This is a genomic window from Pseudoalteromonas sp. SR41-4 (genome assembly GCF_014163985.1).
Lineage (GTDB): Bacteria > Pseudomonadota > Gammaproteobacteria > Enterobacterales > Alteromonadaceae > Pseudoalteromonas > Pseudoalteromonas rhizosphaerae.
This window is the reverse complement of sequence record NZ_JACJEI010000009.1, coordinates 141,064-167,342: the sequence shown is the minus strand read 5'-3', so window position 1 is coordinate 167,342 and position 26,279 is coordinate 141,064. Positions and strand designations below refer to the sequence as shown.

The window sequence follows — 26,279 nt, the reverse complement described above, 5'->3', positions numbered from 1 at the left end:
CTCGCTAAGCGTTGCTGTCTGCCGTCTCAGTGGGGTCGCATTATAGGGCGCGGCGAATTTTACGCAAGCGTTTTTTAAAGAAAACTTGAAATAAAGTGCTGTTCGTTCAATTTACGCGCTAAACACACTAAAACCCCTAGTCAACTGTACAAAATAACAACGACTTTTCCCTGAAAGGATCTTCAGTATTATCTATTATCGATATTTCGCAAGTTTTTGGCATAAAAAAAGCGCCATTAACTTCGGCGCTTTCCATAAAACAAAATAAAAACTTGTTAATAGAGGATACTGTAAAGCTTTCTTCTATATTTAGCCGCTAAACTATCACCATCCGATAAAGAGGCAATAATAGCTAAATAACTTACCTTGGCATCGGCAAAATTCAAATCTTTTTTCAACACTGTAAATAGTAACTCTAACGCTTGCTCTTTTTTGCCTGCTTGGTCGTATGCTGCACTTAGTTCAACTTTTAATTCAAGATCGTTAGGATACTTTTCAACTTTCGCTTGTAATGCTTTTAGCTCTGGCGATTCTTGTGCTTGAAGTGCTTGTGCGCACTTTGCTTGAATATTTGTAAAGTATGCATCTTGCTCATTTTCATTTACTGAAGCTAACAAAGCTTGCGCGTCATCCAGTTTATGAATTTGAATGCATATATCTGCCAATACTAATTTTATACGCGCATTTGTATTGTCTAATTCGTAAGCCTGCTTGGCAAAATTAAACGCTTGATTTAAATCCTGAGCGATCAGTGCTTGCTTGGCTTGTTCTAACAACATTTCATGAGGCTGCGGTAAATGTTTACTTAACGCTTCTCTGATTTGAGTTTCAGCTTGTGCACCGGCTAATACATCAACAGGTGCTGAATCTTTTAATAGCACTAAGGTTGGTAATGTTTGTAGTCCAACTTGCTGTGCTAGTTGTGCTGCGAGTGCTTGCTCTAAATCACAATCTAATGTGGCAACTAATATATAGTCACCATAATCTTTGGCTATTGTCTGTAAAATAGCTGCTTGAGATTGACACTCTGGACTTTGTGCTGAAAAGAAACTTAACAGGACTAGTTTTTGTTGTGATGTTTCACCCAGCACTTGTTGAAGATTTTGCGGATTAACATTTACCATATTATTCATTGCTATTGATTGCCATATCAGACTATTTAGGGTTTTATATGGAGGCAAACATAATAATTACAAGCCCAGAATCACAAGCGATAAATCAAAAAGGTCTTTTATGAAATTTCATAGTCTATACGCTGCACTTATACTGCTTAGTCCATTAGCAAGCTCAACAACCTTGGAGCTGAAGTTAGATAAAACGATGCCTGCCATTGAAAAGTTTTACTTAGATTTACACCAGTCCCCAGAACTTTCATACCATGAGCAAGAAACGGGAGAAAAGCTTGCCACCAAATTACGTGCGCTTGGCTATGAGGTGACCGACAATGTGGGTGGCTTTGGTGTAGTAGCCTTATATAAAAATGGTGATGGCCCGACAATAATGATCCGTACTGATACAGACGGCTTACCAATCATAGAACAAACTGGTAAATCATATGCTTCAACAGTCACTGTTATGAATGATGAAGGAGCAAACGTTGGTGTGATGCACGGATGTGGTCATGATATTCATATGAGTTCATTTATTGGTACTGCGCAACAATTAATGCTACATAAAGATGCATGGCAAGGAACCTTAATGATGGTGGCACAACCTGCAGAAGAGGTGGGAGGCGGTGCAAAAGCGATGCTCAAAGAAGGTTTATTTAGTAAATATCCGACTCCTGATCACGTTATCGCTTTGCATGTTAGTGCGAGTGTTCCTGCAGGACAAGTCAGTATGAAAAATGAGTACACCATGGCCAGTGTGGATTCAGTAGATATTACGGTTAAAGGTAAAGGTGGTCATGGTGCTTACCCGCATATGACTATTGATCCTGTTGTTATCGCATCACGGATCGTGTTGGCACTGCAAACAATTACCAGTCGCGAATTATCACCTCTTGAACCCTCAGTAATCACAGTGGGTTCAATTCACGGTGGAGCTAAACATAATGTAATTTCGAATGAAGTAAAGCTACAGCTGACACTTAGAAGTTATAATCCTAAAATTCGCGAGCAACAAATTGCAGCTATAAAACGTATAACTAAAGGCATTGCATTAAGTGCAGGATTGGATGAAAGCTTAATACCAGTGGTTTATGTACATGAAGATGAGTCAATCCCATCTACATATAACGACCCTGCACAAACTAATATTGTACGTAGTGCGATTAGCTCGGCGATTGGACAAAGTAATGTGCTTGAAACCGAAGCGGTTATGGCAGGGGAAGATTTTGGTTTATATGGCCGCACAGATAAAAACATCCCTATCACCTTATTTTGGTTAGGTGGTGTAGAGCAAGCTCAATATCAAGCGGCACAAACATCAGGGGCAACTTTACCTTCACTACATTCAAGTAAATTTGCACCTGACTATAAAGTTGCAATCCCCACAGGTATCACTGCGATGAGTAACGCTGCGGTGGCTTTGTTTAATCAATAATCTTAGCAATGGATGACTAAGCCGATTTTGTTTTTGGTTTAGTTTTTCTTGTAAAACGCCGCTTTTGCGGCGTTTTTGGTAATTGTGCAAATACGTTGCTATCACAATTTTTGGCAAGTTCCACAAAAGCCGCTAAATCCACTAATAAAGGATTTAAAAATTGTTGATAACTCATTTGTTGTTCTGCTATGTCGCCCAACGATGCTTCCCATTTTGCGGTTAGGTCTGGGCTGGCTAAACCATGCGGTAACGCACTGATCAATGCTTTACCTGTATCGGTTGCTAAAATGAGTTTACCTTGACGTCTTAAAAATTGTCTTCTAAATAATAACTCTAAAATACCCGCTCTGGTTGCTTCGGTTCCTAAGCCGTCTGTTTCTTTGAGTATTTTTTTGATTTCTGGATCTTTAACGTACCGACTAATACCTGTCATTGCACTTAGCAGCGTTGCATCATTGAAATGAGCTGGCGGGCTGGTCATTTTATCAATTACTTCGCCGCGTTCACACTGCAACTGTTGCCCTTTAATTAATGGCGGCAATATCTGCTCATCTTTTAATGCGGTTTTTCCCATTAACGCTTTAAAGCCTAAACTTACATCTTGTTTTGCGTTGGCTTTAAAGATACCACCATTAATTGTTATTTCAGCCTTTGTTTCATTGTAAATGTAGTCTGGATAAAACTGGATCAGATAATGACGGCTAATAAGACCATACACTTTACCTTCTTCAACGCTCAAACTTGCTGACTTTTGCTGCTTAGCGGTAGGAATAATGGCGTGATGCGCAGCCACCTTAGCATCGTTAAAACACTTACTGCGTTTACTCACATCTGCGCCTTGGCAATGAGTGTCATTTTGCCCGCCATTGATGGCAATTGCCTTTATTATACTGGCTGCTTCTTGGTGATGATCTTTGGGCAAGTAACGATTGTCTGAACGTGGATAGGTAATTAGCTTGTGACGCTCATATAAATTTTGACAAATATCCAATACCTTTTGTGCAGGCATTGAAAAAGCTTTCGCAGCATCAATTTGTAACGCTGACAAATTATACGGCAAAGGTGCTTGTTGCTTTTTCTGCTTTTGTTCAAGCGCAGTAACTTCACCTGATTGATTAGAAATTCGCGACGCAACATTCTCAGCAAGGCCTCGATGGAGCACTCGCCCCTCTTCATCTTGATAAGGTTCACACGCTTTGCTTGGTTGCCACTTTGCTGTAAACGGCTCTTTATTTTCGGTACTTAAATGAGCTAATACTTCATAAAAAGGTTTTGGCACAAAATTAGCAATCTCGTTATCACGCTGGACAACCAATCCTAATATCGGTGTTTGTACACGCCCTACTGATAATACATTACCAAACCCTGCTTTTTGACCTGCAAGCGTATAGGCGCGCGTTAAATTCATACCAAACAGCCAATCAGCTCGCGAACGCGCCAAAGCAGATACACTAAGTGGAATAAATTCACGGTTAGAGCGAACGTTTTGCAGCGACTTTTTAACCGCGCTAACATTCAAATCACTGATCAATAAACGTTGAATTTGCTGTTTTTTGGCTTGGCTAAGTTTAACTTGCTCAATCACCTCATCAACAAGTAATTGCCCTTCTCTGTCTGGATCACCAGCATGAACAAGTTGATCAGCTTGTTTGATTAACTTTTTAAGTACCGTAAGTTGCTTACGAGTTTTAGATTTTGCTTTTAACTGCCATTGCTGTGGGATAATCGGTAAGTCATCAAAGCGCCATTTTTTATATTGCTCATTATAATCATCAGGCTCTGCTTGCTCGAGCAAGTGACCTATACACCAAGAAACACAATCGCCATTAGCCACTTCAATATAGCCATCATGTTTTTTATGAGGCTTTGGTAGCGCATCGGCAATGGCACGACCTAAAGATGGCTTCTCGGCTATATAAAGTTTCATAGGGTACTATCAACAACTGGTTATTTAAACAGTAGTTTAGCACACGTAATTTAATCTACAAATAGTTAATGATTAGCTCTTTAAACTGCGATTTTTTCGCATAAATAAATACAACAGAGGAAGGTAGCACACAACGACAGTGCCAATATTGATTAACGGTAATAACGTTTTATATAGCATAGTGCTATACGATAAATCCCAAAGGTGGCGATCCACTAATCTAAATAATTGTAAGATAGGCGCACTAATTACAACCAATTGACCGATCACACTTTGCCAAAGATACACTTTATCTTTAATAGCCCAGTAAGCAATCAAAGCCATCCAAGCAATATCATTAAAAGCCCAAACTACATAACGCCAAATATAAGGGTCATCTAACTCTCTAAGGCTATTATGTATCAAGGTTCCATATAAGAAAAATAACCCAGTCACTAAAGTAAAACGCAAAGCGAGCCAGTCTTTGCGAAGATAAAAAACCAAAAAAGCTGGGCTTAAAAAAAACACCCAGCTTTTATTAAGTAATGATATAGCACCTAAAAACCAATCAGGCATGATTAGTCTGGCTTTTTATCATCGTCACCACTGCCATTACCCGGCATATAGCTATATTTATCAACGTTTTTCATCAGACACTCCGTTACACTTGTTAAAAAACTACTTTAAGCTAAATTAGGTACTTTGCCAAGCATCTTAACGCACATCTATCGGATCTGACTCCTTAGCCTTGCCTTGCATTATTGAAATTTCCACGCGGCGATTACGTCGTCTATCCGCATCAGAATCATTTGGAACAAGTGGTCGAGTTTCGGCATGACCGACAACAACCATTCTGGTTTTATCAAAGCCTTGCGCTTTTTGCATTTCAGTTGCAACCGCAACTGCACGCTTCGATGATAAGTCCCAGTTATTGGTATACAGCTCATTCGAAACTTGAAAATCATCAGTATGACCAGACACCGTAATTTCACCTGGCACATCTTTTAGTAACGCAGCTATATCACGAATGATTGGTTTAAACTTAGGTTGTAAAAATGCACTCCCAGATGGAAATGAACCATTTTCACGAATACGAATAATAATTTGCTGACCTAATGATTCCAACTCAACAGCACCATCCATGATTTGTTGTTCCAATTGCTGGGCTATCTTTTTAACTAACTCATTAACCTGCTCTTGATCAGCTGCAGAAATAGATTGTTCTGATGCTTGTTGTTGCGCTGTACTTTGTGACTCACCGCCACGCTTATTACCGCGTTGCTCTTGACGACCGCCAGCGGAGCTTTCATCACCAGCCTGAAACTCAAGCATTTGCTGGGTCATTTCGACAGTTTGCTGTTGAATGGTTTCGATTGGGGTAGGTTCAGGTTTACCTGGGGTGAACTCCATCGCGATAACGGATGTTCCTTTGGGAATATCTTTTACTTCTATTTTATTTTGTACACCAAAGGCAAACTTCATTGAGCCTGCGATTTGTTTAAATTTAAGTACATCCATTTCTGAAAACGCGAGTAAAAGTACAAAGAAGCACATCAATAGTGACATCAAATCCGCGAAGGTACCCATCCATGCTGGTAACCCGGGTGGTGGACACTTGCACTCTTGATCTGACATGCTTACTCCTCAGTATCCACTTTTCGTTTTGATTCAGCTAGGTAGTTTTTCAAAATACCTTCGATGACTTTTGGATTTTGGCCATCTTGTATACCTAATACCGCATCTAAAATTAGCCGCTGATTCATTGCTTCTTCGTCTTTACGCAATTCCAATTTTACTTGGATAGGAATTGCCACCACGTTTGCTAAAAACGCACCATATAATGTTGTTAAAAGCGCTACCGCCATCGCAGGACCAATCGCTTTAGGGTCATCCATATTCGACAACATCGCAACTAGACCAATCAAAGTACCGATCATCCCCATCGCAGGCGCAATATCGGCAAGCGCTTTAAACAAACCGGCCCCCGATTCATGACGAGTAGAAGTAAGAGAAATATCTTTTTGCAAGGTGGCACGAACAACATCAGCGTCATGACCGTCAACAAGCATATCAACCCCTTTACGCATAAACGCATTGGGTATTTCTGCTTCCTCTAGTGCTAAAAATCCGCCTTTACGGGCCGAGTCTGCAAGTTCAACTGCTTTTTCGATAAGCTCTTCAGGTGACTCTATTTTGAACATGAAGGCTTTAGCCGCGACTTTACCGATACCGAGGAATTGACTCATCGTATAGTTTGATAACACTATAAAAATCGAACCACCGAAAACAATAACCACCGATGGCGTGTTATAAAACATAGCCACTTCGCCGCCACTACTTAGTACCATTGACATAGCAATAAGACCAATAGCTCCGAGAATACCTATAATGGTTGCTAAATCCACTTACCCCTCCAGAGGAATCGATGCTTTGTTGCTACCAGCAACAAATTTTTATTATTAACAGCTTATCGGCAATCTATTGAATTACTTAAACCATTTAATGAAAAAAATGAAATGAAAGTTTTCAACCCTGTTTAGCATTTTAAGCTACCATTGATAACCTGCAAGGCTTAAGTAAAGGTATAAATAATTAAAAGTGGCAAGAAAACAATTAATTATTCAAAAAAAATGCATCACCCTTTGACCTAGTTTAGCATTCCCCCTAAAATTGGCCTCACATTTCTATCATCTAAGTTAAATCAGTATGGCGACGAAAAAACCAGAGAACCTAAGCTTCGAGCAAGCGCTTGATGAATTATCCTTAATCGTCACAGAAATGGAGCAAGGAGAGCTTTCCCTTGAGCAATCATTAAAACAGTTTGAACGCGGTATTGCTTTAGCCGGCGCATCTTCAAGTAAGTTACAACAAGCTGAACAAAAAGTAGCGATTTTAATGGGTAGTGATAGTCAGTCACCACTTACTAACTTTGATAATGATTTGGAATAACGGGTGTTAATAACAGAGCAAATAAAATGTGCTCAACAAGATGTTGAAGCCACTCTCAATCGGTATTTTGAGCAACCGCTCGATACCGAGCAAAGCATCAAACAAGCCACCCACTACAGCGTTTTAAATGGCGGTAAACGATTACGACCATTTTTAGTGTATGCCACGGGAAAAATGCTTGGCGCAAATAAACAAGATTTAGACGTGTTGGCTGCTGCTATTGAATGTATTCATAGTTATTCGTTAGTTCATGATGATTTACCCGCGATGGATGACGACGACCTGCGACGTGGTAGACCGACTTGCCATATTGTCTATGGCGAAGCTCATGCTATTTTAGCCGGTGATGCGCTGCAAACATTAGCGTTTGATTTAATTGCTAACCATTCATTTAACGTTCCTGCACAGCAACAGTTAAAAATGATTGCAGCACTTGCCAAAGCATCGGGTATTGAAGGTATGGTCAGTGGTCAAGCACTGGATATTGCAGCGACTGACAAATTAGTCAATTTAGCTGAGCTCGAACGTATCCATAAATTAAAAACAGGTGCTTTGTTAAATTGTGCAATTACTTTAGGTGCATTATGCGCAGCTGATACAAATCAACAAACATTATTACAATTAAAACAGTTTGGTGATGCAATTGGGCTGGCTTTTCAGGTGCAAGACGATATTCTTGATATCGAAGGTGATACCCAAGTCTTAGGTAAACCACAAGGCTCCGATGTTGCAGCAAATAAAGCGACCTACCCTGCTCTACTTGGGCTTACAGGTGCAAAACAAAAAGCACAATCATTACTAAAATGCGCACTCGATGCGTTAGCAGCAATAGATGCTGACACTTCTGAGCTAGAAAACTTGGCAAAATATATTGTTGAACGCGATTATTAATTCTAGGCTCTAGCTTGAGCAAGTAATGATGTACAAAATAACTAAAGAATCAGAGTAATATTACGCTATAATGACCTCTGGTTAGCGAAGGATGTATTAAAAATCATGACACTTGATAGTAGCAAGTATCCATTATTAGGTTTGGTTGACGAACCAGCCCAGTTGCGTGATTTAGCGCAAGACAAATTACCTGCTTTTAGTAATGAGTTACGTGATTACTTACTAAACTCAGTCTCGCAAAGTAGTGGTCACTTAGCATCAGGTTTAGGCACAGTTGAGCTTACTGTAGCGCTTCATTATGTATATAACACCCCTGAAGATCGCTTAGTATGGGATGTAGGCCATCAAGCATACCCACATAAAATTCTCACAGGGCGCCGTGATCAAATGCACACGATCCGCCAAAAAGACGGTTTACATCCGTTTCCATTTCGTGAAGAAAGCCACTACGACACTTTTAGTGTTGGCCATTCAAGCACCTCGATTTCTGCTGCTTTAGGCATGTCAATTGCGGCGCAAAAAGAAGGCAAAGGACGAAAAACAGTAGCGGTTATTGGTGATGGTGCGATTACCGCGGGCATGGCGTTTGAAGCAATGAATCACTTAGGTGATGTTAAATCTGACATGCTGATCATATTAAACGATAACGAAATGTCGATTTCTGAAAATGTCGGTGCACTAACTAATCATTTCGCTCGTATCTTATCAGGCAGTTTTTACACTAACATTCGTGAAGGTAGTAAAAAGCTGCTATCTGGCGTGCCACCAGTAAAAGAATTAGCCAGCCGCATGGAAGAGCACTTAAAAGGCATGGTTATCCCAGGCACCTTTTTTGAAGAGTTAGGCTTAAATTACATTGGCCCAATTGATGGTCATGATGTAAACATGTTGGTTGATACACTGCGCAATATGCGTAACCTAAAAGGGCCGCAGTTACTGCATATCAAAACCCAGAAAGGTAAAGGCTATAAACCAGCAGAAGCAGATCCAATAGGCTATCACGGCGTACCTAAGTTCGACCCTGCGATTTCCAGCCTACCAAAATCAAAACCAGGCGCTGCGACTTTTTCTAAAGTATTTGGCGATTGGTTGTGTGACATGGCAAGTCAAGATGAAAAGCTTATGGCAATCACCCCGGCTATGCGTGAAGGCTCAGGCATGGTGCGTTTTTCAAAAGAATACCCTGAGCAATATTTTGATGTTGCCATTGCCGAGCAACACGCGGTTACTTTAGCCGCAGGTTTTGCCTGCGAAGGCTTAAAACCAGTTGTCGCTATTTATTCAAGCTTTTTACAACGTGCCTACGATCAGCTTATTCACGATGTTGCTCTGCAAAACTTACCCGTGTTATTTGCAATTGACCGTGCTGGTATTGTTGGTGCTGATGGCGAAACTCATCAAGGCGCATACGATTTAAGCTTTATCCGTTGTATCCCCAATATGATTATCATGGCACCGAGTGATACTAATGAATGTCGGCAAATGCTGTACACTGGTTATCGTTGTAACAGCCCTGTTGCAGTTCGTTATCCTCGTGGTAGTGCTGGCACAACTGAAATCTGCGAGCAAATGACTGAGCTTGAAATTGGTAAAGGTCGTGTGATTAAACAAGGTGCTAAAATCGCAGTCTTATCCTTTGGTACTTTACTTGAAAACGCTCAACAGGCAGTCAATGAATTAAATGCCAGCCTCGTTGATATGCGTTTTGTTAAACCTCTTGATAGCGCACTAATCGACACTTTATTAGCCGATCATGACGTCATTGTAACCCTTGAAGATAACGCGATTGTTGGTGGTGCAGGCTCTGCTGTTAATGAATATTTAGCAGCTATCAAAGCAACAGTAAGCATCCTTAATTTAGGTATTCCTGATGAGTTCATCAAGCATGGAACACAAGAACAAATGCATGATGAAATGGGCTTAGGCTCACAAGGTATACTCGATAGCATAAAAAACTTTATTACTAAGTAACCAACGTTTAAGTTAATAAAATAACAAAGGAGCGTAGGCTCCTTTGTTATTTATTTTCAAACATTTAAAAAAATCTCACTTTTTTTCAACTTTCTTGCATCCAATTATTTCCCTGCCACGTTTATTCACTGAGGTTAGCTCGTGAGCAAAGTGTTCACGCTTTTATATAATATCAATCGACTTAAATATTTAGCCTTTCTAGCGTGCTAAATAAAGCGCTAACGGCGTTATGAATTTTTCATGTAGAACAACTACATATAAAAATTTATGCCTTGTTATCACTCTATTTATCCGTCGCTATAAATGACTAACAACTTAACACGATTGGTATAAGCTGTTTTAAGCCAAGCTCTTTGTATGTTCACATTTGATGGAATATTTAAGAAGGTACAAGTTATGAAAACGTTAAAATCAGGCGAAAGCACCAAATCTATTCACGCACAATTAATGACCAGTAAACTTTGTTTGTCTGCGCTTACTCTAGCAATTTTGATTGGCTTAACCGGCTGTAGTGGCGATGATGGAAAAGATGGCGCTGTAGGCCCGCAAGGTGAAATGGGCATGGACGGCGTCGATGGTAGTAATGGCGCTGATGGGACAAATGGTAGCGATGGCACGAATGGATCAGATGGTACTCCAGGATTTGCAGCAGCAACTTTTATTTTGGCTAATAATGGTGCTGATAATGCAGGCACCGTTGATTTGATTAATCAAAATGCTGCAAAGTTAAAAACATTTAATAGTGGGGCAAATGAAGGTGTTGCATTTGATAGCTTAGGTAATTTAATTCAAGCCAGCGATTCTGGTAATGGCGCTCTTAGCACCGTTTGCCAAGTATTAAGCCGTGCCGATGGGGGTATGTTTGACAGTAATCGTGATCGTACCATTACCGGCAGCAACACTACGTTAGTCAATCCCAAAGGTATTCATATATCAAATAAGCGCGGACTCATTTTTGCCGCTGACTTTAATGCCATGCAGATCACTGTCTTTGGTGCTACCGCCGCAGGAAATGCAGCGCCTTTAGCTAGTACAGTTACAGACGCAAAACCGTGGGATGTAACATACGATGATATAAACGATCGCTTATATGTGGCACTCACTAATGGTGATGTTGCAGTATACGATAATTATGTAGATGGTGGCTTTACCGCTATGGCAACTCGTACAATCACACCCAGTGATGCAAGCGGTAACAAAGTTTCCGTTAATATTCATGGTATCGTTTATGATGCTGATACAAATAAATTAGTACTTTCTGACGTCGGCAGTGCCAGTGATGCAACCGACGGCGCATTATTTGTGATCAACAACGCATCCCTTGCTACTGGCAATACCACGGTTGCTCGCAGTATCGCTGGCCCTGCTACTATGCTTGGTAACCCTGTGGATATCAGCCTGACTGGTAGCGACTTACGCGTTGCAGAAAAATCTAATGATGCAATTCTGGTATTTAGCAATATCTTTAATGGTGTCAGTGGTGACATTAGTCCAGATAGCGTCACCGCAACGATTAAGCCAGAGTCAATAACCGCAACAGTGATGCATAATGATATGCCTGATGTATCTGACAGTTATATGACTAATATGCCATTGATGGGTATTGCTGTAAGTAGTAATCCAAGCGCGGCAGGCCCTACAACAGGACAAATTTCACGTCTAAATGCACAGTTAACAAGTGAAATTGGCAGTTATAATGCAAGTCAAACAATCGAAAGTGTTGCCTTTGATAAAGCCGGTAACAGCTATGCGAGCTTTGATAACAGCACAACCTCTGTAGGTGGAATTGTTATTTCCAATAAAGTCGCGATGCACCGTGATGGCGAGGTATTTACACTAAGCCAAGATTCTATCATCAGCGGCAGTAATACCGGCCTAATCTCGCCAAAAGGTATTGATGTAGCATCAGACAGTGGGATGATTTTTGTCGCTGAAAACAATGCCACAACACCGGGAATATTAATATTCTCAACATGTACTACGGGTGATGTAACGCCCCTTTTGACGCTCACAGCAAGCGGTGGTGCACGTCCATGGGATGTTGACTATGATGTCACTACTGATAGAGCATTTGTGGCATTAACCAATGGGACTATTGCTGTTTTTGATGAAGTTAAAAGCAAGCTAATGGCGGGTATGAGCACTGTAACCGGGGAAGATCGCTTAATTACACCCGCAACAGCAGGAGTCGCATTCCCAGCCCCTACCAATATACATGGCATTGATTACGATCCACTAAGTGACTCATTAATTGTCTCAGATGTAGGCAGTGCCGCTGACGCCACTGATGGTAAATTGTTTGTATTAAATAATGCAGGAACCGGATCAGGTTTGAACAATGTCAGTGTCAATATCGCCGGACCTGCAACCATGCTCGGTAATCCTGTCGATATTATGTTTACCGGCAATCATTTATACGTAGCCGAAAAATCAAATGGCTTAGTCATGCGGTTTGATAATATTCTCAATAGCCCCAGCGGTGATATTGCAGCCAGCGTAAGCTACTCATTCACAGCTCCTGAGTCTGTTGCTATTTTACCAAGCTGGCTAAATCGCTAACCATCAAGGACAGTTAAATTAACTGCCTTTAGTTGGCCTCCCAATGCCTTAACTTTTCGAGTTAAGGCATTTCTTATCTTTAACTAACAGCAGTCTTAGAATAAGCAAACGCATAATTAGCCAATTAGCGCATCCACACTTTGATATCTGCTAAACCATTGGCTTGTAATACGCTCAGTTGTTGCTCAACATTATTGGTTTGCTCAAATTCAAAGGCATCTAACTGTTCATCAAAGGTGATGTTTGCAATACCATCGCCACCGCGCTTTTTAACTTGATGTAGCGCGATATCCGCTAAGTTGACAGAGGTTTCCCAACCAATAACCTGACCACCTAATAATGGTAATGGGTAAAATGAAAAGCCAATCGATGCAGTCAAGTTTATACTGTCACCACTGGGCAACTTAAATGTGTGATCAGCAATTACTTTACACAGCTGTGCAACATAACTGTCGATTGCAGTGCGTTTAAAGTCACGTAGCAGTAACAAGAATTCATCACCACTCCAACGGGCAACATAATCGGATCCTTGCGTACGAGAGTTAAGCAATGCAGCCATTTGCTGCAAACAACTATCACCACCAATCGGTCCATAAGCGTCATTAATGCGGCTAAAATTATCAAAATTAATGATTAGCAACACCAAGGATTTCCCCTGCGCTTGTAATGATTGTGAGTTACGCTGGAAGTGCTCTATATCTTTTGGTAGTTGATCAAATAAGAAGCGGCGGCTTCTCAGCCCAGTAAGTTCATCAGAGTGACTCATAAGCTTTAGCTGAGAGTTAACTTGATTAAGCTTATCATTAGCTTGGCGCAGCTCCCCGGTGCGTTCTGTGATTAAACTTTCAAGCGCGGTTTGCTTACGGCGTTCTTGCTTTCTAAATACCCAAAACACTAAATAAAATAATAAAATAAAACTACCAGTGATCAACAGCCGAAAATAAATTGTTTCATCAAACCGTCTTGGTACTACAAATGAATATTCCGTACTTTGCGCTTTTTGCCAACCTTCACCTTGTCGTTTAGCCTCAAGTTGAAACAAAAATGCACCAGGCGGTAAATTGGTATAAATAGCTTCACGGCGGGTATTAGCATAACGCCAATCGCTGTCTAAACCAGTTAAACGATAGCGAAACTCAATACTGGTCGGTGCATAATAGTCTATCGCAGTGTATTTAAGGGTGATATCACGCTCATCGATTTCTAATTCAGGATTACGCCCTAATGCAGCTGTTGCAAGTTTACGTATCCCAGTATTTAAACTCTCAACCTTTGGCTGTAATGGTTTAACGCCAAACAGCTCAATATCTTTAGGGATCTCCACGACCCCCTGTAGGCTCGGATACCACATTGAATTGCCTAACTCCGCCACAGCATCATGGCCAAGGCCGGTACAACACTGGCTGGCCTTACCGTCTAGTTGACGATCGTATGACGAAATAACCTGCTCTACTTTTAAGCTTTCAATATCGTTACTAAACTGCTCAACCGGCATTCGGTAGACACCTTTCATGGTACTAACCCATATGCGCTTGAGCTTTTCATCATAACGTAAACTAAAAATAGAACCGTAAGGTAAGCCATTGGTAGCATCTAACTGACGCCAATGCCCTTGTGTGCTTCGATAAAATAAACCATCATTTAATGAGCCGATTAATATACCAACTCCATCAATGTTTAAGATGCTTGTAACATAAGCACTTTCAAGACTCGTTTGATCGCCAATTTTTTCAATACCACGATCAGTAAAGTAGTAAGCGCCTTTGCTAGTGCCAATTAAACCAAAATTAGCTTCATCAACGACATAAGTAATAAACTTACTGCCTAAAAATGCGTTATAAGCAAATGGGGTTAAACCACCGTAACTAAGCCGATACATACCCCGGCCAGTACCAAGCCAAAAGCCTCCTTTGCTGGAGCGACTAATCGCAAACACCGGGTTATCTTTTAAAGCACGTCCAGGGACAGTGAACAAGGTGTTGTTTTCATAAATATACACACCACGTCCAGTGGCGATATATAACCGTGAGCCATCAAACTGTAAATCATGCACGGCTGCACGTCCGTATTGATTACTTGGGATTTGATTGATAAAGTTTTTATCTAAATCAAAGTAGCCTACACCACTGCGGTTAGCGACCCACAATCTCCCATCGGGCGCTTGGCTAATGGCCATAACCGCTTCGGTCATTTGTGATATAGCTGAGTGACGTTCTATTCTGCCTTCGTGCGCAAGCCATAATCCTTCACTAAAACTCGCAAGCCAAATATTATTATCATTATCGCGATATAAATCAGCAAACCAAATACTTTGGTCAAGTTGGCTCGGCTCAACCCATTGCCAATCGCCGGAGTTGTCTCGAAACAGTAAGCGCCCATAGGTCGAAATCCACAGTGCTCCATTTGAGTCACTCATAAATTTATAAACCGCTGAGTTATTCGCATTGGGAAGTGGAAAAGGCCTTAACTCGTCATCTAAATCTAAAAAGTAAGCACCGAGCTCTGACGCTAAATATAAGTTTCCTTCCAGCCATGCTAAATCGTGAATAATCGTTTGTGCTAAACGCTCAGGTATCGATACCTTAGCAGTTAGTTCTAAGCGTAACTTTGCAAAATCAGAGGAGGAATTAGTTAACCGTAGCAAGTATCGTTCATTCACCAGCCAGATCCCTTCTGGCGATAATGCCAGCTGACTGACAGTACCAACAATCTGCTTTACTGAACTGGCACTCATCACAGGGACTAGTAAGTCATGCACTGCGCTGACATTGATCTGATTGCGAGATACAAAGTACAGGCCATTCGCTGCTATCCAAATACTGCCTTTCGCATCTTCGATAACATCGCGTACAGGGCCTTTTACACTAAACTCTTGCGCTGCCATAGTGGTGGGATCGATGACCACAATACCATCTTTAGTACCAATCCATAAATAGCCTTCGCTATCGACAAGTAATTTATTAATGCCGTTACTGGGTAAAAAATTACTATTTAAGGTATTGTAATTAGTGAATGTATTGCCATCAAAGCGACTGAGGCCAAACTGAGTTCCCAGCCACATATAGCCTTGCTTATCTTGCACGACACTTTTAAGTGACTGCGATGGTAAGCCATTTTGCATATTCCATTGTTTTACAACATAGTCGGTAATTGACGCCTTACTTGGCATACTGCAGAACAGCACAATAATAACCAATAAAAATCGCATCATAACGTCAATACCTCGTTGCAAAACTAAGGTTAAAAGGGCAAATAACCCATTTTAAACAATGCCTGAACACAAATTAAAGAAAATATACCAGCTAAAACATCATCCGCCATAATACCTACACCACCATGAACCCGCTTATCAAGAAAGCGAATAGGACCTGGTTTAGCGATATCAAAAAAACGAAATAACAAAAAACCCACTAACAAAGACTGCCAACTTAATGCAGCTCCGATCATGGTAATGTAAAATCCGGCAACTTCATCCCATACAATCGCGGGATGATCATGTACGCCCAGATCATCAGCGGTTTTGCCACATGCCCATATACCAAAAATACTAATAACCACCGCAAATACAATTTGTAACCACAGCGGGAAATACATAGTAGTAAAAATAAACGGTAGCGCAGCAAAGGTACCAAACGTACCCGGCGCTTTAGGCGCTAACCCTAAACCAAAGCCCAAACCAAAAAATTGATGAGGGCGCTTTAAATTAAATAATGCAGGTTTATTCAAACCGACTCCTTGGTGAAGTGTTCAAAACCAGCATCATCATATGCTAATTTTTCGCCATCGAGCATCAGCTCAACTTCGCCTTCACCACTTTTTATTTGTCCAATGCAGGCTGCATCTACACCATATTGGCGCAATTTCATTTCCAGCATACTTTTATTGCTATCAGGTACCGTAAATAACAACTCATAGTCATCGCCATAATTGAGGATAAACGGCAGTTGTTGATCTCGTTCTAAAGTAGCACGCAATGCATCCGAGGTTGGTATTTTATTCACATCAATACAAGCGCTAACTTGCGACAGAGCTAAAATATGTCCAAGATCTGCCAATAGACCATCTGAGATATCAATCGCTGATGATGCTAAACCGCGTAATACTTGCCCCGCAGCAACACGCGGAGTTGGGTAATCAAATCGTTGATTAACGTACCTTAAGTGCTCTGGAGCAATCTTAATATCTTGCTTACGAGCTTCAATCGCAAGCCCGGCATCACCTAGCGGCCCTGTAACATAAACCCAGTCACCTACTTTAGCACCGCTTCGGCGCAGTGCTTTACCTGCAGGCACTGTACCTTTAGCACAAATAGTAATTGTTAACGGCCCTTGCGTGGTATCGCCACCAATGATTTGCACATTAAAATACTCTGCGATTTCATGCATGCCTTCGGTGAATTCTTCCAGCCACTCAACATCAATATTTGGCAACGTTAAAGCAACCGAAACCCACGTAGGCTCAGCCCCCATAGCAGCTAAATCACTTAAGTTTACGGCAAGAGCACGATGGCCTAATGCACGCGGATCGATGTCATCAAAAAAATGTACGCCTGCTACCAGTGTATCGGTGGTAATCGCTAACTGACAATTTTCAGGAACAGTAACCAATGCACAATCGTCACCAATCCCTAAATTAACATCGCGACGAGTTATGCCACGACCTTTAAAGTAGCGATTTATTAATTCAAATTCCTTCATACACAAAAAAGCCGGCCTATGCCGGCTCTCCTTTTACGGTCGCATTACTTACGTAAATGCTTTACCGCTTTATCAAGTACACCATTAACAAATTTATGGCTGTCTTCAGCGCCAAATATCTTAGCAAGCTCAATACCTTCGTTGATAGCAACCTTATAAGGTACATCTTCACGGAATTTCAGCTCATAGCTGCTTAAACGTAAAATAGCGCGTTCAACTTGGTCTAACTCGTTAAATGGACGAGTTAAATGTGGCGATACTGCTTCGTCTAGTTGCTTATGATTTATAGCAACACCACGCGAAAGATCTTTAAAGTATTCAACATCAATTTTAGTCACATCGTTTTCGATCAACATTTGTTGTTCGATATCGGCAATGGCATTGCCACTTAATTGCCAAGAATAAACGGCTTGAAGTGCTAAAATACGTGCTTTACGTCTTGCTGCTGGTTTCACAAAAATTCCTTAAACTTAAATTTTATCTAACACATTAACCATTTCAAGTGCGCCTAAAGCAGCTTCGCCGCCTTTGTTGCCCATCTTAGTGCCAGCGCGTTCAATCGCTTGCTCAATGCTTTCAGTGGTTAATACGCCAAATGCAATCGGGATATCATACTCAAGCGACACTTGCGCTAAGCCTTTATTTGATTCGCCAGCGACAAGATCAAAATGTGGTGTACCACCTCTGATCACAACGCCTAAAGCGATGATTGCATCATACTCTTTTTTTGCTGCAACGCGTTTCGCCGCTAAAGGTAATTCTACCGCACCTGGTACATAAACTACGGTAATATCATCATCAGATACACCACCAGTACGTTTTAATTCATCAACAGCACCAGCTAATAGACTACTACCAATAAAGTCATTAAAACGAGAAATAACGATAGCGAATTTCTTGCCAGGAGCGTATTTATTACCTTCAATAATTTTCATTCGATAACCCTAAAAAATAAGTTCAAGCGGTTGCGATTGCGCAAAAATTGCTGCGCATCATACCATATAAATAAAATAATAGCCTAGTTTAAGCGTTGTGCTTATTGTGGCTCTACGTAGTCAACCACTTCTAAGTGAAAGCCCGATAACGCATGGTACTTTTTAGGTAAGCTCATCAAACGCATTTTTTCAATGCCCAAGTCAGCTAAAATTTGTGACCCTACGCCTACGGTGCGTGAAGTACCTTGGAATTTACGATGCGCGACCGTCTCACCAGCATCTTCTGCAGCAAACGCTTTGACTGTCGCTTCTAGTTCTTCGGTGCATTCTTGCTTACCTAGAATAACTAACACACCTTGATGCTTTGCAATATAAGCCATGGCATCTGACAAGCCCCAGCTTCTATCGGCACTGCGATCAGATAACAAAATATCATTGAAGGTACTTTTTAAATGAACCCGTACTAAGGTTGGTTCATTAGTTTTAACCTCACCATTTAACAGCGCATAATGTAACTGGCCGTCAATGGTATCTTTATAAGTAACTAAATCAAACTCACCATGTACGGTTGGCAACTTACATTTTGCCACTTGCTCAATGGTGGTTTCATTCATGTTACGGTATTCAATTAAATCAGCAATAGTGCCAATTTTGATATTATGTTGCTCAGCAAATACTTCTAAATCAGGACGACGCGCCATGGTGCCATCAGCATTAAGAATTTCCACAATTACTGATGAAGGCTCTAAACCGGCTAAGCGGGCTAAATCACAACCGGCTTCAGTGTGACCGGCACGCGTTAATACGCCACCTGGTTGTGCCATAATAGGAAAGATATGCCCAGGTTGAACGATATCACTTGGTACAGCACCTTTGGCAATCGCAGCTTGCACAGTACGAGCGCGATCAGCAGCAGAAATCCCCGTAGTCACACCTTTCGATGCTTCAATCGACATCGTAAAGTTAGTCGAAAATGCCGCACCATTGTTTTTTACCATTAATGGTAAGTCAAGTTGCTCACAGCGCTCTTGAGTCATTGTTAGGCAAATTAAACCACGACCATGAGTGGCCATAAAATTGATCGCTTCAGCACTAATGTGCTCGGCTGCGATAATTAAATCGCCTTCATTTTCTCTGTCTTCATCATCCATTAAAATAACCATTTTACCGGCTTTAATGTCATCAATAATTTCTTGTGCGCTGTGTAAATTCATAATCTGCTCGTGTAAGTTGTGGAGTGCGTTTATTTAATAAAACCGGCTTGGGCGAGTAAACTCATTGAAATATCTGAACTAGCTGGCTGCTCTGCCCCTTTGATCAAACGCTCTAAATAACGCGCGATTTGATCTACTTCTAAGTTCACTTGCGTGCCTACTTTAAAATCAGCAATAGTTGTTTGCTCACTAGTGTGCGGCACAATTGTCAGTTTAAATTTATTATCAGCTACTGCATTTACTGTTAGGCTAATACCATCAATGCATACCGAGCCTTTATAAGGAATATATTTCATTAGTTGTACATCGGTGCTTAACCAGTACTCAACGGCACGCGCATTAGGCGTAATTGCGGTAATAGTCGCGATGCCATCAACATGCCCTGAAACTAAGTGACCACCTAAACGAGATACTGGCTGCATGGCTTTCTCAAGGTTTACAGTTTGCCCTTGTTTATAGTGAGCAAATCCCGTTAAACTAATCGTCTCATTTGATAAGTCAGCGCTAAATCCATCACTGTGCTTGGCCACAACCGTTAAGCAAACCCCATTAGTTGCAATGCTATCGCCTAAATTTACATCGGCCATATCAAGGTTATTACTTTTAATGCGGATAGCTAAATCGCCTTGCTTTTGTTGTAACTCGCTAATAGTGCCCGTTGCTTCGATGATCCCAGTAAACATAGTGGTTACTCTTTAGTTATTTGGTTTAGATGAGGCTTTGCGTGGTGTCGCCGTGATACGAATATCGTCACCGATACACACACACTCATTAATTGATAAATTAACAACGTCCTGCATACTTGTCAGCTCTGTAAAGTTTAGTAAGCTTTTGCCGTCATTCCCTAACAACTTCGGCGCCAGATAAACAATATATTCATCAATTAAATTACATTCAGTCATTTGGCCCGCTAAGGTTGCCCCTGCCTCTAACCAAATATGATTAAACTGTTGCTGCGCTAAAAGTTTCATGGCAGCCACTAAATCAACTTTATTATTTTTTTCTGGTACTACAATATGGCTTACGTAATGAGGCCATTGCTGTGATTTATCAAGTTCAGTGGTAAGAATAATTACTTCACTGGCAATGCTAAATAATGCTTGCTCAGGTGTTAAACGATTTTGTGAATCAATAATAATACGTACAGGTTGGCGTACAGGTAATTGCGTTGGTAACGGCTCTGGCAGCTCATCAACACGAACATTGAGTTTTGCATTATCAACTAATACTGTGTCCGCGCCGGTTAAAATAGCGCAGCTTTGTGCGCGCTGTAGTTGCACATCTTGGCGAGCCTTAGGGCCCGTTATCCACTTACTTTGACCGTTTTTAAGTGCCGTTTTACCATCAAGGCTTGCGGCCATTTTGCAGGTAATAAATGGCATACCTTGCTCCATGCGCTTTAAAAAGCCACGGTTTAACAGCCTTGCTTGTTGTTCTAACAAACCTGACGCAACCTCAATGCCCGCGTCCGCTAAAATAGCTAAACCTTTACCGGCTACCTGCGGGTTTGGATCAACCATAGCAGCAATTACTTTTACTACGCCAGCAGCTTTTAAACCTTCGGCACACGGCGGTGTGCGACCAAAATGGCTACAAGGTTCAAGCGTGACATAAGCAGTTGCACCAAAGGCTTGGCTACCCGCCATTGCTAATGCATTCACTTCAGCATGGCCTTGGCCGGCAACTTGATGAAAACCTTCACCAACAATAACGTCATTTTTTACTAATACACAGCCAACGTTTGGGTTTGGGGTGGTAGTAAAGCGTCCTTGTTTGGCAAGCTCAATCGCTCGGGTCATATAAGAGAAATCTTGTTCGCTAAACTGATATTGGTTCATATCACTCTCCCAAACGGGCAATTTCTTCACCAAATTCACGAATATCTTCGAATGAACGGTATACCGATGCAAATCTGACGTAAGCGACTTTATCGAGTTTTTTCAACGCTTCCATAATGCATTCGCCAATCAAGTGACTGGAAATCTCACGCTCGCCGGTGGCACGTAATTGCGATTTAATAATATTGACCACTTCATCAACTTGCTCGGTACTGACGGGGCGTTTTTCTAATGCGCGGTGTAGACCATTAAGGAGTTTATCTTCATTGAAAGGTTCACGGCTACCGTCTTGTTTGATCACCCGAGGCATTACAAGTTCTGCGCCTTCAAAGGTAGTAAAGCGTTCATGACATTCATTGCATTCACGGCGTCGCCTTACTTGGTGGCCACCTCCCACTAAACGCGAGTCAATCACTTTGGTATCTTTTGCGGTGCAAAATGGACAATGCATAGGTATCAGCTTCCGTTAAAAACAAAAAAGGCCGCTTTTAGGCGGCCTTTATAATAGCAAAAAACTAAGCTATTGTGATCTAAATTACTGTTTGTAACTCAATTAAGCGTAAACAGGTAATTTTTTACAGATTGCTTTAACTTTCTCTTTTACTTGTGCTTGTACTGACTCATCGTTGATGTTGTCTAGTACGTCACAGATCCAGCCAGCAAGCTCTTTAGACTCAGCTTCTTTAAAACCACGGCGTGTGATTGCCGGTGAACCAATACGTAAACCAGACGTTACAAACGGTGAACGTGGGTCATTTGGTACTGAGTTTTTATTTACGGTGATATTAGCATTACCTAAAGCCGCATCTGCGTCTTTACCAGTGATGTCTTTATCAATTAGATCAAGTAAGAACAAGTGGTTTTCTGTTTTATCAGATACGATCTTATAACCGCGCTCTTGCATTACTGCAACCATAGCTTTAGCATTTTTCACAACTTGAGTTTGGTATACTTTAAACTCTGGTTGTAATGCTTCTTTAAATGCCACTGCTTTGGCAGCGATAATGTGACATAAAGGACCACCTTGGCCACCAGGGAATACTGCACTGTTAAGCTTTTTATAAATAGCTTCGTCGCCACAAGCAGAAATAATCAAACCACCACGTGGGCCGGCTAATGTCTTATGCGTAGTTGTAGTAACAACATGTGCATGTGGTACTGGGCTTGGGTAAACACCAGCAGCAATAAGGCCTGCAACGTGAGCCATATCAACAAACAAGTAAGCGCCTACTTTGTCAGCGATTTCACGGAATTTAGCCCAATCAACAATACCTGAGTATGCTGAGAAACCACCGATGATCATTTTTGGTTTGTGCTCAAGTGCAAGTGCTTCAACTTGTGCGTAATCAATCTCGCCAGTCGCTTCGTCAAGTCCGTATTGGATTGCGTTATAAAGCTTACCAGAGAAGCTTACATGTGAACCATGCGTTAAGTGACCACCATGAGCTAAGCTCATACCTAACACTGTATCGCCAGCATCTAATAAAGCTAAGAACACAGCAGCATTTGCTTGTGAACCTGCGTGAGGCTGAACGTTAGCATAATCTGAACCAAACAATTCGTTTGCACGGTCAATCGCTAGTTGTTCAACCACGTCAACATGCTCACAACCACCGTAGTAACGCTTGCCCGGATAACCTTCAGCATATTTGTTTGTTAGCTGTGAACCCTGCGCTTCTAGTACGCGTGGGCTACAGTAGTTCTCAGATGCGATAAGCTCGATGTGTTCTTCTTGGCGAGCAGTCTCTTTAGTGATTGCTTCAAATAACTCTGGATCGAAATCCGAAATATTCATGCTACGTTCTAACATGGGGGCTCCTAGGGCAACGTGTATGGTATTTTGAAGGCTGAATTATACGCTGAAAACGTCAATTTGCCTATGGTGTAAAGATGAACATATTTAAACAGGGATTGAATTTAATTCACAGTGTTTTTGTAATGATATTTTTTTATTAAAGCATCAGAAATTTTAATGAATAAAAGCAAATAACATTTACATTATTTATACCTCAATCTGTTGCATTCGCGATTGTTTACACTATTATGATACCAATGTAATCATGGATGATGAACTAATTTACTATGCTAGCTAAACCTATTTACGAATCAATTCCTTATTGTTATGTCATTGTTGGCGGACTTTGCATTTTACTTTTCAGCACTGTTTTACCAACAGCCATTGGTATTTTTTTATTCTTCAATGGTGCCAACATTTGGCGATTACGCTCAAATTCACGGCGTAAAGATCATAAAGTAAATCGCATTAAAGTTAACAAACACTTTTATTATTATGAATTTAAACCATTTATTTTATTTATGTGCGGATTACTCCTAATCCATTGGGTAGCGAATGAATTAGTTATACTTGCAGGGATTATGATCTGCCTTATAGCCATTTTAATTTTTTGTTTACGAGTGCTAAACCGCCGTTCACGTTCAATAGTTTAATTTTCCATTACTGCTATTAAGTACAATTTAAAGCAATAAAAAACGACATTGCTTTCACATATGCCGTTTATTTTTAGTTTTACTGAGCGGGTAAAAACTAACCTAGTTTAGCTAATAATATTTCACGCAGGATATCGTAATCATCTGCGATATCCTCGGCTAAGCATGGTTTAGCTAATGCATCAGCTAGTGGTTTTGGCATTTCAAGTTCAATATTTAAAATCTCTTCAACACTTTCTTTAAACTTAGCCGGATGCGCTGTTGCCAGAAAAATACCAGCAGAATCAGTTGCTAAGTTAGCTTTTAGGCCCTGGTAAGCAATCGCTGTATGTGGTTCTGCAACATAGCCTGTTTGATGAATTTTTTTCATCACTGCTTGGGTATCATTTTCATCAACACTAGTTGAATAAAAATCATCATAACTAAACCATTTGTTATCAAGCATGGTTTGTACACGTGGCCAATTATTAGGTTTACTCACATCCATGGCATTAGACAATGACTCGATTGTGGCATTAGGCGCCCAGTTTTTATCAAGGATAAAGCGCGGTACAGTGTCATTTTGATTGGTTGTAGCGCTAAGTTTAGCGACCGGTAAACCAATCACCGCACCGATCATCGCCGCACATACATTACCAAAGTTACCACTAGGTATTGAGATATGTGCTTTGGCGCGCTGCTCTTTTGGTAATTGCGCTATTGCTTCAAAGTAATAACATACTTGTGCAACAAGGCGACTTATATTGATAGAATTAGCTGAATTTAAACCTAAACGAGATTTAACTTCATCATCTAAAAAGGCATTTTTAACCATCGCTTGGCAATCATCAAAGCTACCATCTACAGCGTAGCAATGGATATTATTACCCAAAGTAGTAAACAATTTTTGCTGTGCTAATGAGATTTTACCTTTTGGATACAGGATAACCACATCAATATTTGGCTTGTTATAGAACGCATGCGCAACAGCTGCCCCAGTGTCCCCTGAGGTTGCTGTGAGTATTGTGGTTTTTTCACCTTGGCTAAATTGTGCCAAGCACTCAGCCATAAAGCGACCGCCAAAGTCTTTGAATGCAAGCGTTGGCCCATGGAACAACTCTAAACAATAAATATTGTCTTCAACTTCAACTAATTTAACAGGAAAGTTAAAGGCATTTTGCACCATTTGTGCAACCGTATCAGCAGGTAATTCATCACCAATCAAATGCGATAAAATCTTACTGCTACGAGTAACAAAGTCCATATCGAGTAAACTATCAACATCAGCTAAAGGCGCGAGCGATTCAGGGAAAAATACTCCTTGATTACGTCCTAAACCTGTTTTAACTGCTTCAACAAACGACACTTTTTGAGAATCATCTTTTAAATTATGTAATTGCATTATTAGTTCCTTAAATTCTTATAGCTGACGCGTGCCGGCGTTATCGAGTTTACAAATGTGACAGAAGCCTTGCTCATTAATATAGTTTTGTTCAAGCCACTGTGCGCATTGCTGTGCAGCTTCAAGCGTTTTGCACACGGTAAATAATGTAGGACCAGCACCTGAGATACTGACAATCTCAGCACCAAACTCTGGCAGCGCCGCTTTAGCTTCACTAAAACCATTGATCAGTGGCGCACGATGCGGCTCCGCTATTTCATCACTCATGATGGAGAGTGCTTCATCAAATCGGCTAGTTAACAATAAAGTACTAAACGCTGATAAGCGCTGCGCAAATTCAACGCTCGCATGCATACTTAGCTGTTTTGGTAACACTGAACGCGCTTTAGCGGTATTAAGTGAAAAACCAGGAAAAGCCGCTACGTAATACCAACGCTCATCAACCGGTAAAGCAATTGATTTATTTGGAATTAAATCACCAGTAAGCTGCAAACCACCCAAGTAACACGGAGTGATATTGTCGTAATGACGACCGCCACTGACAATCGCTTCAAAATCAGCCATTAATTCAATTAACTGCACTTGGCTCAGTGCAGTACCTGCAAACTGATCCAGCGCCGCAAATGTGGCTACTACAGAGCAAGCACTTGAACCAAGACCCGAGCCAATTGGTAAGTTCTTTTTTAATTCCAGTTTAACGCTTGGCATGGTTGGCGCTACATGTTCACGAAAATGCACTAAACACTGATACGCTAAATTTTCACTGGCATCGCTTGGTAGTTTATCTGCGTAATCCCCAGAGCATATAAATTCGTCAAGCTCGCTAGAACTTACCGCAACAACATCACCTAATAACGTGCCATCAATAGGAGCAAGCGCAGCACCTAAGGCATCAAAACCAACTGCAAAATTACCGATTGAGGCTGGAGCATATACTTCGATCATT

At 41.0% G+C, this 26,279-nt stretch carries 22 protein-coding genes; 5 read left to right on the top strand and 17 right to left on the bottom strand.

Features of this window, described 5'->3' with window-relative positions:
* Positions 1-275: 275 nt before the first annotated feature.
* Positions 276-1,133: a tetratricopeptide repeat protein gene (locus H5180_RS09950; protein WP_182758163.1), complete on the bottom strand. Its 858-nt coding sequence runs from the start codon at positions 1,131-1,133 to the stop codon at positions 276-278.
* 100 nt (positions 1,134-1,233) lie between these two features.
* On the opposite strand from H5180_RS09950, the gene H5180_RS09945 reads away from it, so the two are divergent.
* Entirely contained in the window at positions 1,234-2,544 is a 1,311-nt protein-coding gene (locus H5180_RS09945; RefSeq protein WP_182734636.1) for a M20 family metallopeptidase, read from the top strand.
* A gap of 16 nt (positions 2,545-2,560) precedes the next feature.
* Here the strand turns inward: H5180_RS09945 and H5180_RS09940 are convergent, their stop codons facing one another.
* The 4 genes from H5180_RS09940 to pomA all read right to left on the bottom strand — a co-directional run bounded on the left by H5180_RS09940 (position 2,561) and on the right by pomA (position 6,855).
* A complete protein-coding gene (locus H5180_RS09940) occupies positions 2,561-4,471 on the bottom strand; it encodes a DNA topoisomerase III (protein WP_145241111.1) in 1,911 nt (636 codons plus the stop codon).
* 72 nt (positions 4,472-4,543) lie between these two features.
* Positions 4,544-5,026 carry a hypothetical protein gene (locus H5180_RS09935; RefSeq protein ID WP_145241113.1) on the bottom strand — a complete coding sequence of 161 codons (483 nt, stop codon included), beginning with the start codon at positions 5,024-5,026 and terminating at the stop codon, positions 4,544-4,546.
* 138 nt (positions 5,027-5,164) lie between these two features.
* A complete protein-coding gene (locus H5180_RS09930) occupies positions 5,165-6,085 on the bottom strand; it encodes a flagellar motor protein MotB (RefSeq protein ID WP_145241115.1) in 921 nt (306 codons plus the stop codon).
* A gap of 2 nt (positions 6,086-6,087) precedes the next feature.
* A complete protein-coding gene (gene pomA, locus H5180_RS09925; protein ID WP_145241117.1) occupies positions 6,088-6,855 on the bottom strand; it encodes a flagellar motor protein PomA in 768 nt (255 codons plus the stop codon).
* A 301-nt stretch (positions 6,856-7,156) separates the two neighbouring features.
* Between pomA and H5180_RS09920 the strand changes: the two genes are divergently transcribed.
* From H5180_RS09920 to H5180_RS09905, 4 genes are all read left to right on the top strand, one after another.
* Positions 7,157-7,399 carry an exodeoxyribonuclease VII small subunit gene (locus tag H5180_RS09920; RefSeq protein ID WP_145241119.1) on the top strand — a complete coding sequence of 81 codons (243 nt, stop codon included), beginning with the start codon at positions 7,157-7,159 and terminating at the stop codon, positions 7,397-7,399.
* A 3-nt stretch (positions 7,400-7,402) separates the two neighbouring features.
* Entirely contained in the window at positions 7,403-8,290 is an 888-nt protein-coding gene (ispA, locus tag H5180_RS09915) for a (2E,6E)-farnesyl diphosphate synthase (RefSeq protein ID WP_182758162.1), read from the top strand.
* 105 nt (positions 8,291-8,395) lie between these two features.
* The gene (gene dxs / locus H5180_RS09910; RefSeq protein WP_182758161.1) at positions 8,396-10,261 is read left to right on the top strand and encodes a 1-deoxy-D-xylulose-5-phosphate synthase; all 1,866 of its coding nucleotides are present in this window, start codon (positions 8,396-8,398) and stop codon (positions 10,259-10,261) included.
* A 396-nt stretch (positions 10,262-10,657) separates the two neighbouring features.
* Entirely contained in the window at positions 10,658-12,820 is a 2,163-nt protein-coding gene (locus H5180_RS09905; RefSeq protein WP_179959160.1) for a hypothetical protein, read from the top strand.
* Positions 12,821-12,944: 124 nt separating this feature from the next.
* Here the strand turns inward: H5180_RS09905 and H5180_RS09900 are convergent, their stop codons facing one another.
* From H5180_RS09900 to thrB, 12 genes are all read right to left on the bottom strand, one after another.
* Complete coding sequence (locus H5180_RS09900; RefSeq protein WP_182731835.1) at positions 12,945-16,031, bottom strand: ligand-binding sensor domain-containing diguanylate cyclase; 3,087 nt, start codon at positions 16,029-16,031, stop codon at positions 12,945-12,947.
* Positions 16,032-16,060: 29 nt separating this feature from the next.
* On the bottom strand, positions 16,061-16,546 hold the full coding sequence (locus H5180_RS09895) for a phosphatidylglycerophosphatase A (RefSeq protein WP_145241127.1): 486 nt from the start codon (positions 16,544-16,546) through the stop codon (positions 16,061-16,063).
* Positions 16,543-17,517 (bottom strand): thiamine-phosphate kinase, encoded by a 975-nt coding sequence (thiL, locus tag H5180_RS09890; RefSeq protein ID WP_145241129.1) that lies wholly within the window; start codon positions 17,515-17,517, stop codon positions 16,543-16,545. Before thiL ends, H5180_RS09895 begins: the two co-directional genes overlap by 4 nt.
* Before the next feature lie 44 nt (positions 17,518-17,561).
* Positions 17,562-17,972 (bottom strand): transcription antitermination factor NusB, encoded by a 411-nt coding sequence (gene nusB, locus H5180_RS09885; RefSeq protein ID WP_145241131.1) that lies wholly within the window; start codon positions 17,970-17,972, stop codon positions 17,562-17,564.
* 15 nt (positions 17,973-17,987) lie between these two features.
* Positions 17,988-18,452 (bottom strand): 6,7-dimethyl-8-ribityllumazine synthase, encoded by a 465-nt coding sequence (gene ribE, locus H5180_RS09880; protein WP_145241133.1) that lies wholly within the window; start codon positions 18,450-18,452, stop codon positions 17,988-17,990.
* 101 nt (positions 18,453-18,553) lie between these two features.
* On the bottom strand, positions 18,554-19,666 hold the full coding sequence (ribBA, locus tag H5180_RS09875; protein WP_145241135.1) for a bifunctional 3,4-dihydroxy-2-butanone-4-phosphate synthase/GTP cyclohydrolase II: 1,113 nt from the start codon (positions 19,664-19,666) through the stop codon (positions 18,554-18,556).
* Between the two features lie 29 nt (positions 19,667-19,695).
* Complete coding sequence (locus H5180_RS09870; protein ID WP_145241136.1) at positions 19,696-20,349, bottom strand: riboflavin synthase; 654 nt, start codon at positions 20,347-20,349, stop codon at positions 19,696-19,698.
* 12 nt (positions 20,350-20,361) lie between these two features.
* Entirely contained in the window at positions 20,362-21,504 is a 1,143-nt protein-coding gene (gene ribD, locus H5180_RS09865) for a bifunctional diaminohydroxyphosphoribosylaminopyrimidine deaminase/5-amino-6-(5-phosphoribosylamino)uracil reductase RibD (RefSeq protein ID WP_182758160.1), read from the bottom strand.
* 1 nt (position 21,505) lies between these two features.
* A complete protein-coding gene (nrdR, locus tag H5180_RS09860; RefSeq protein ID WP_016708083.1) occupies positions 21,506-21,955 on the bottom strand; it encodes a transcriptional regulator NrdR in 450 nt (149 codons plus the stop codon).
* 102 nt (positions 21,956-22,057) lie between these two features.
* Positions 22,058-23,314 carry a serine hydroxymethyltransferase gene (glyA, locus tag H5180_RS09855; protein WP_145241140.1) on the bottom strand — a complete coding sequence of 419 codons (1,257 nt, stop codon included), beginning with the start codon at positions 23,312-23,314 and terminating at the stop codon, positions 22,058-22,060.
* Between the two features lie 735 nt (positions 23,315-24,049).
* Positions 24,050-25,333, bottom strand: coding sequence for a threonine synthase (gene thrC / locus H5180_RS09850; RefSeq protein WP_182718314.1), 1,284 nt, complete (start codon positions 25,331-25,333; stop codon positions 24,050-24,052).
* Between the two features lie 18 nt (positions 25,334-25,351).
* Positions 25,352-26,278, bottom strand: a complete 927-nt coding sequence (gene thrB, locus H5180_RS09845; protein WP_145241144.1) for a homoserine kinase — start codon at positions 26,276-26,278, stop codon at positions 25,352-25,354.
* Position 26,279: the final 1 nt, after the last annotated feature.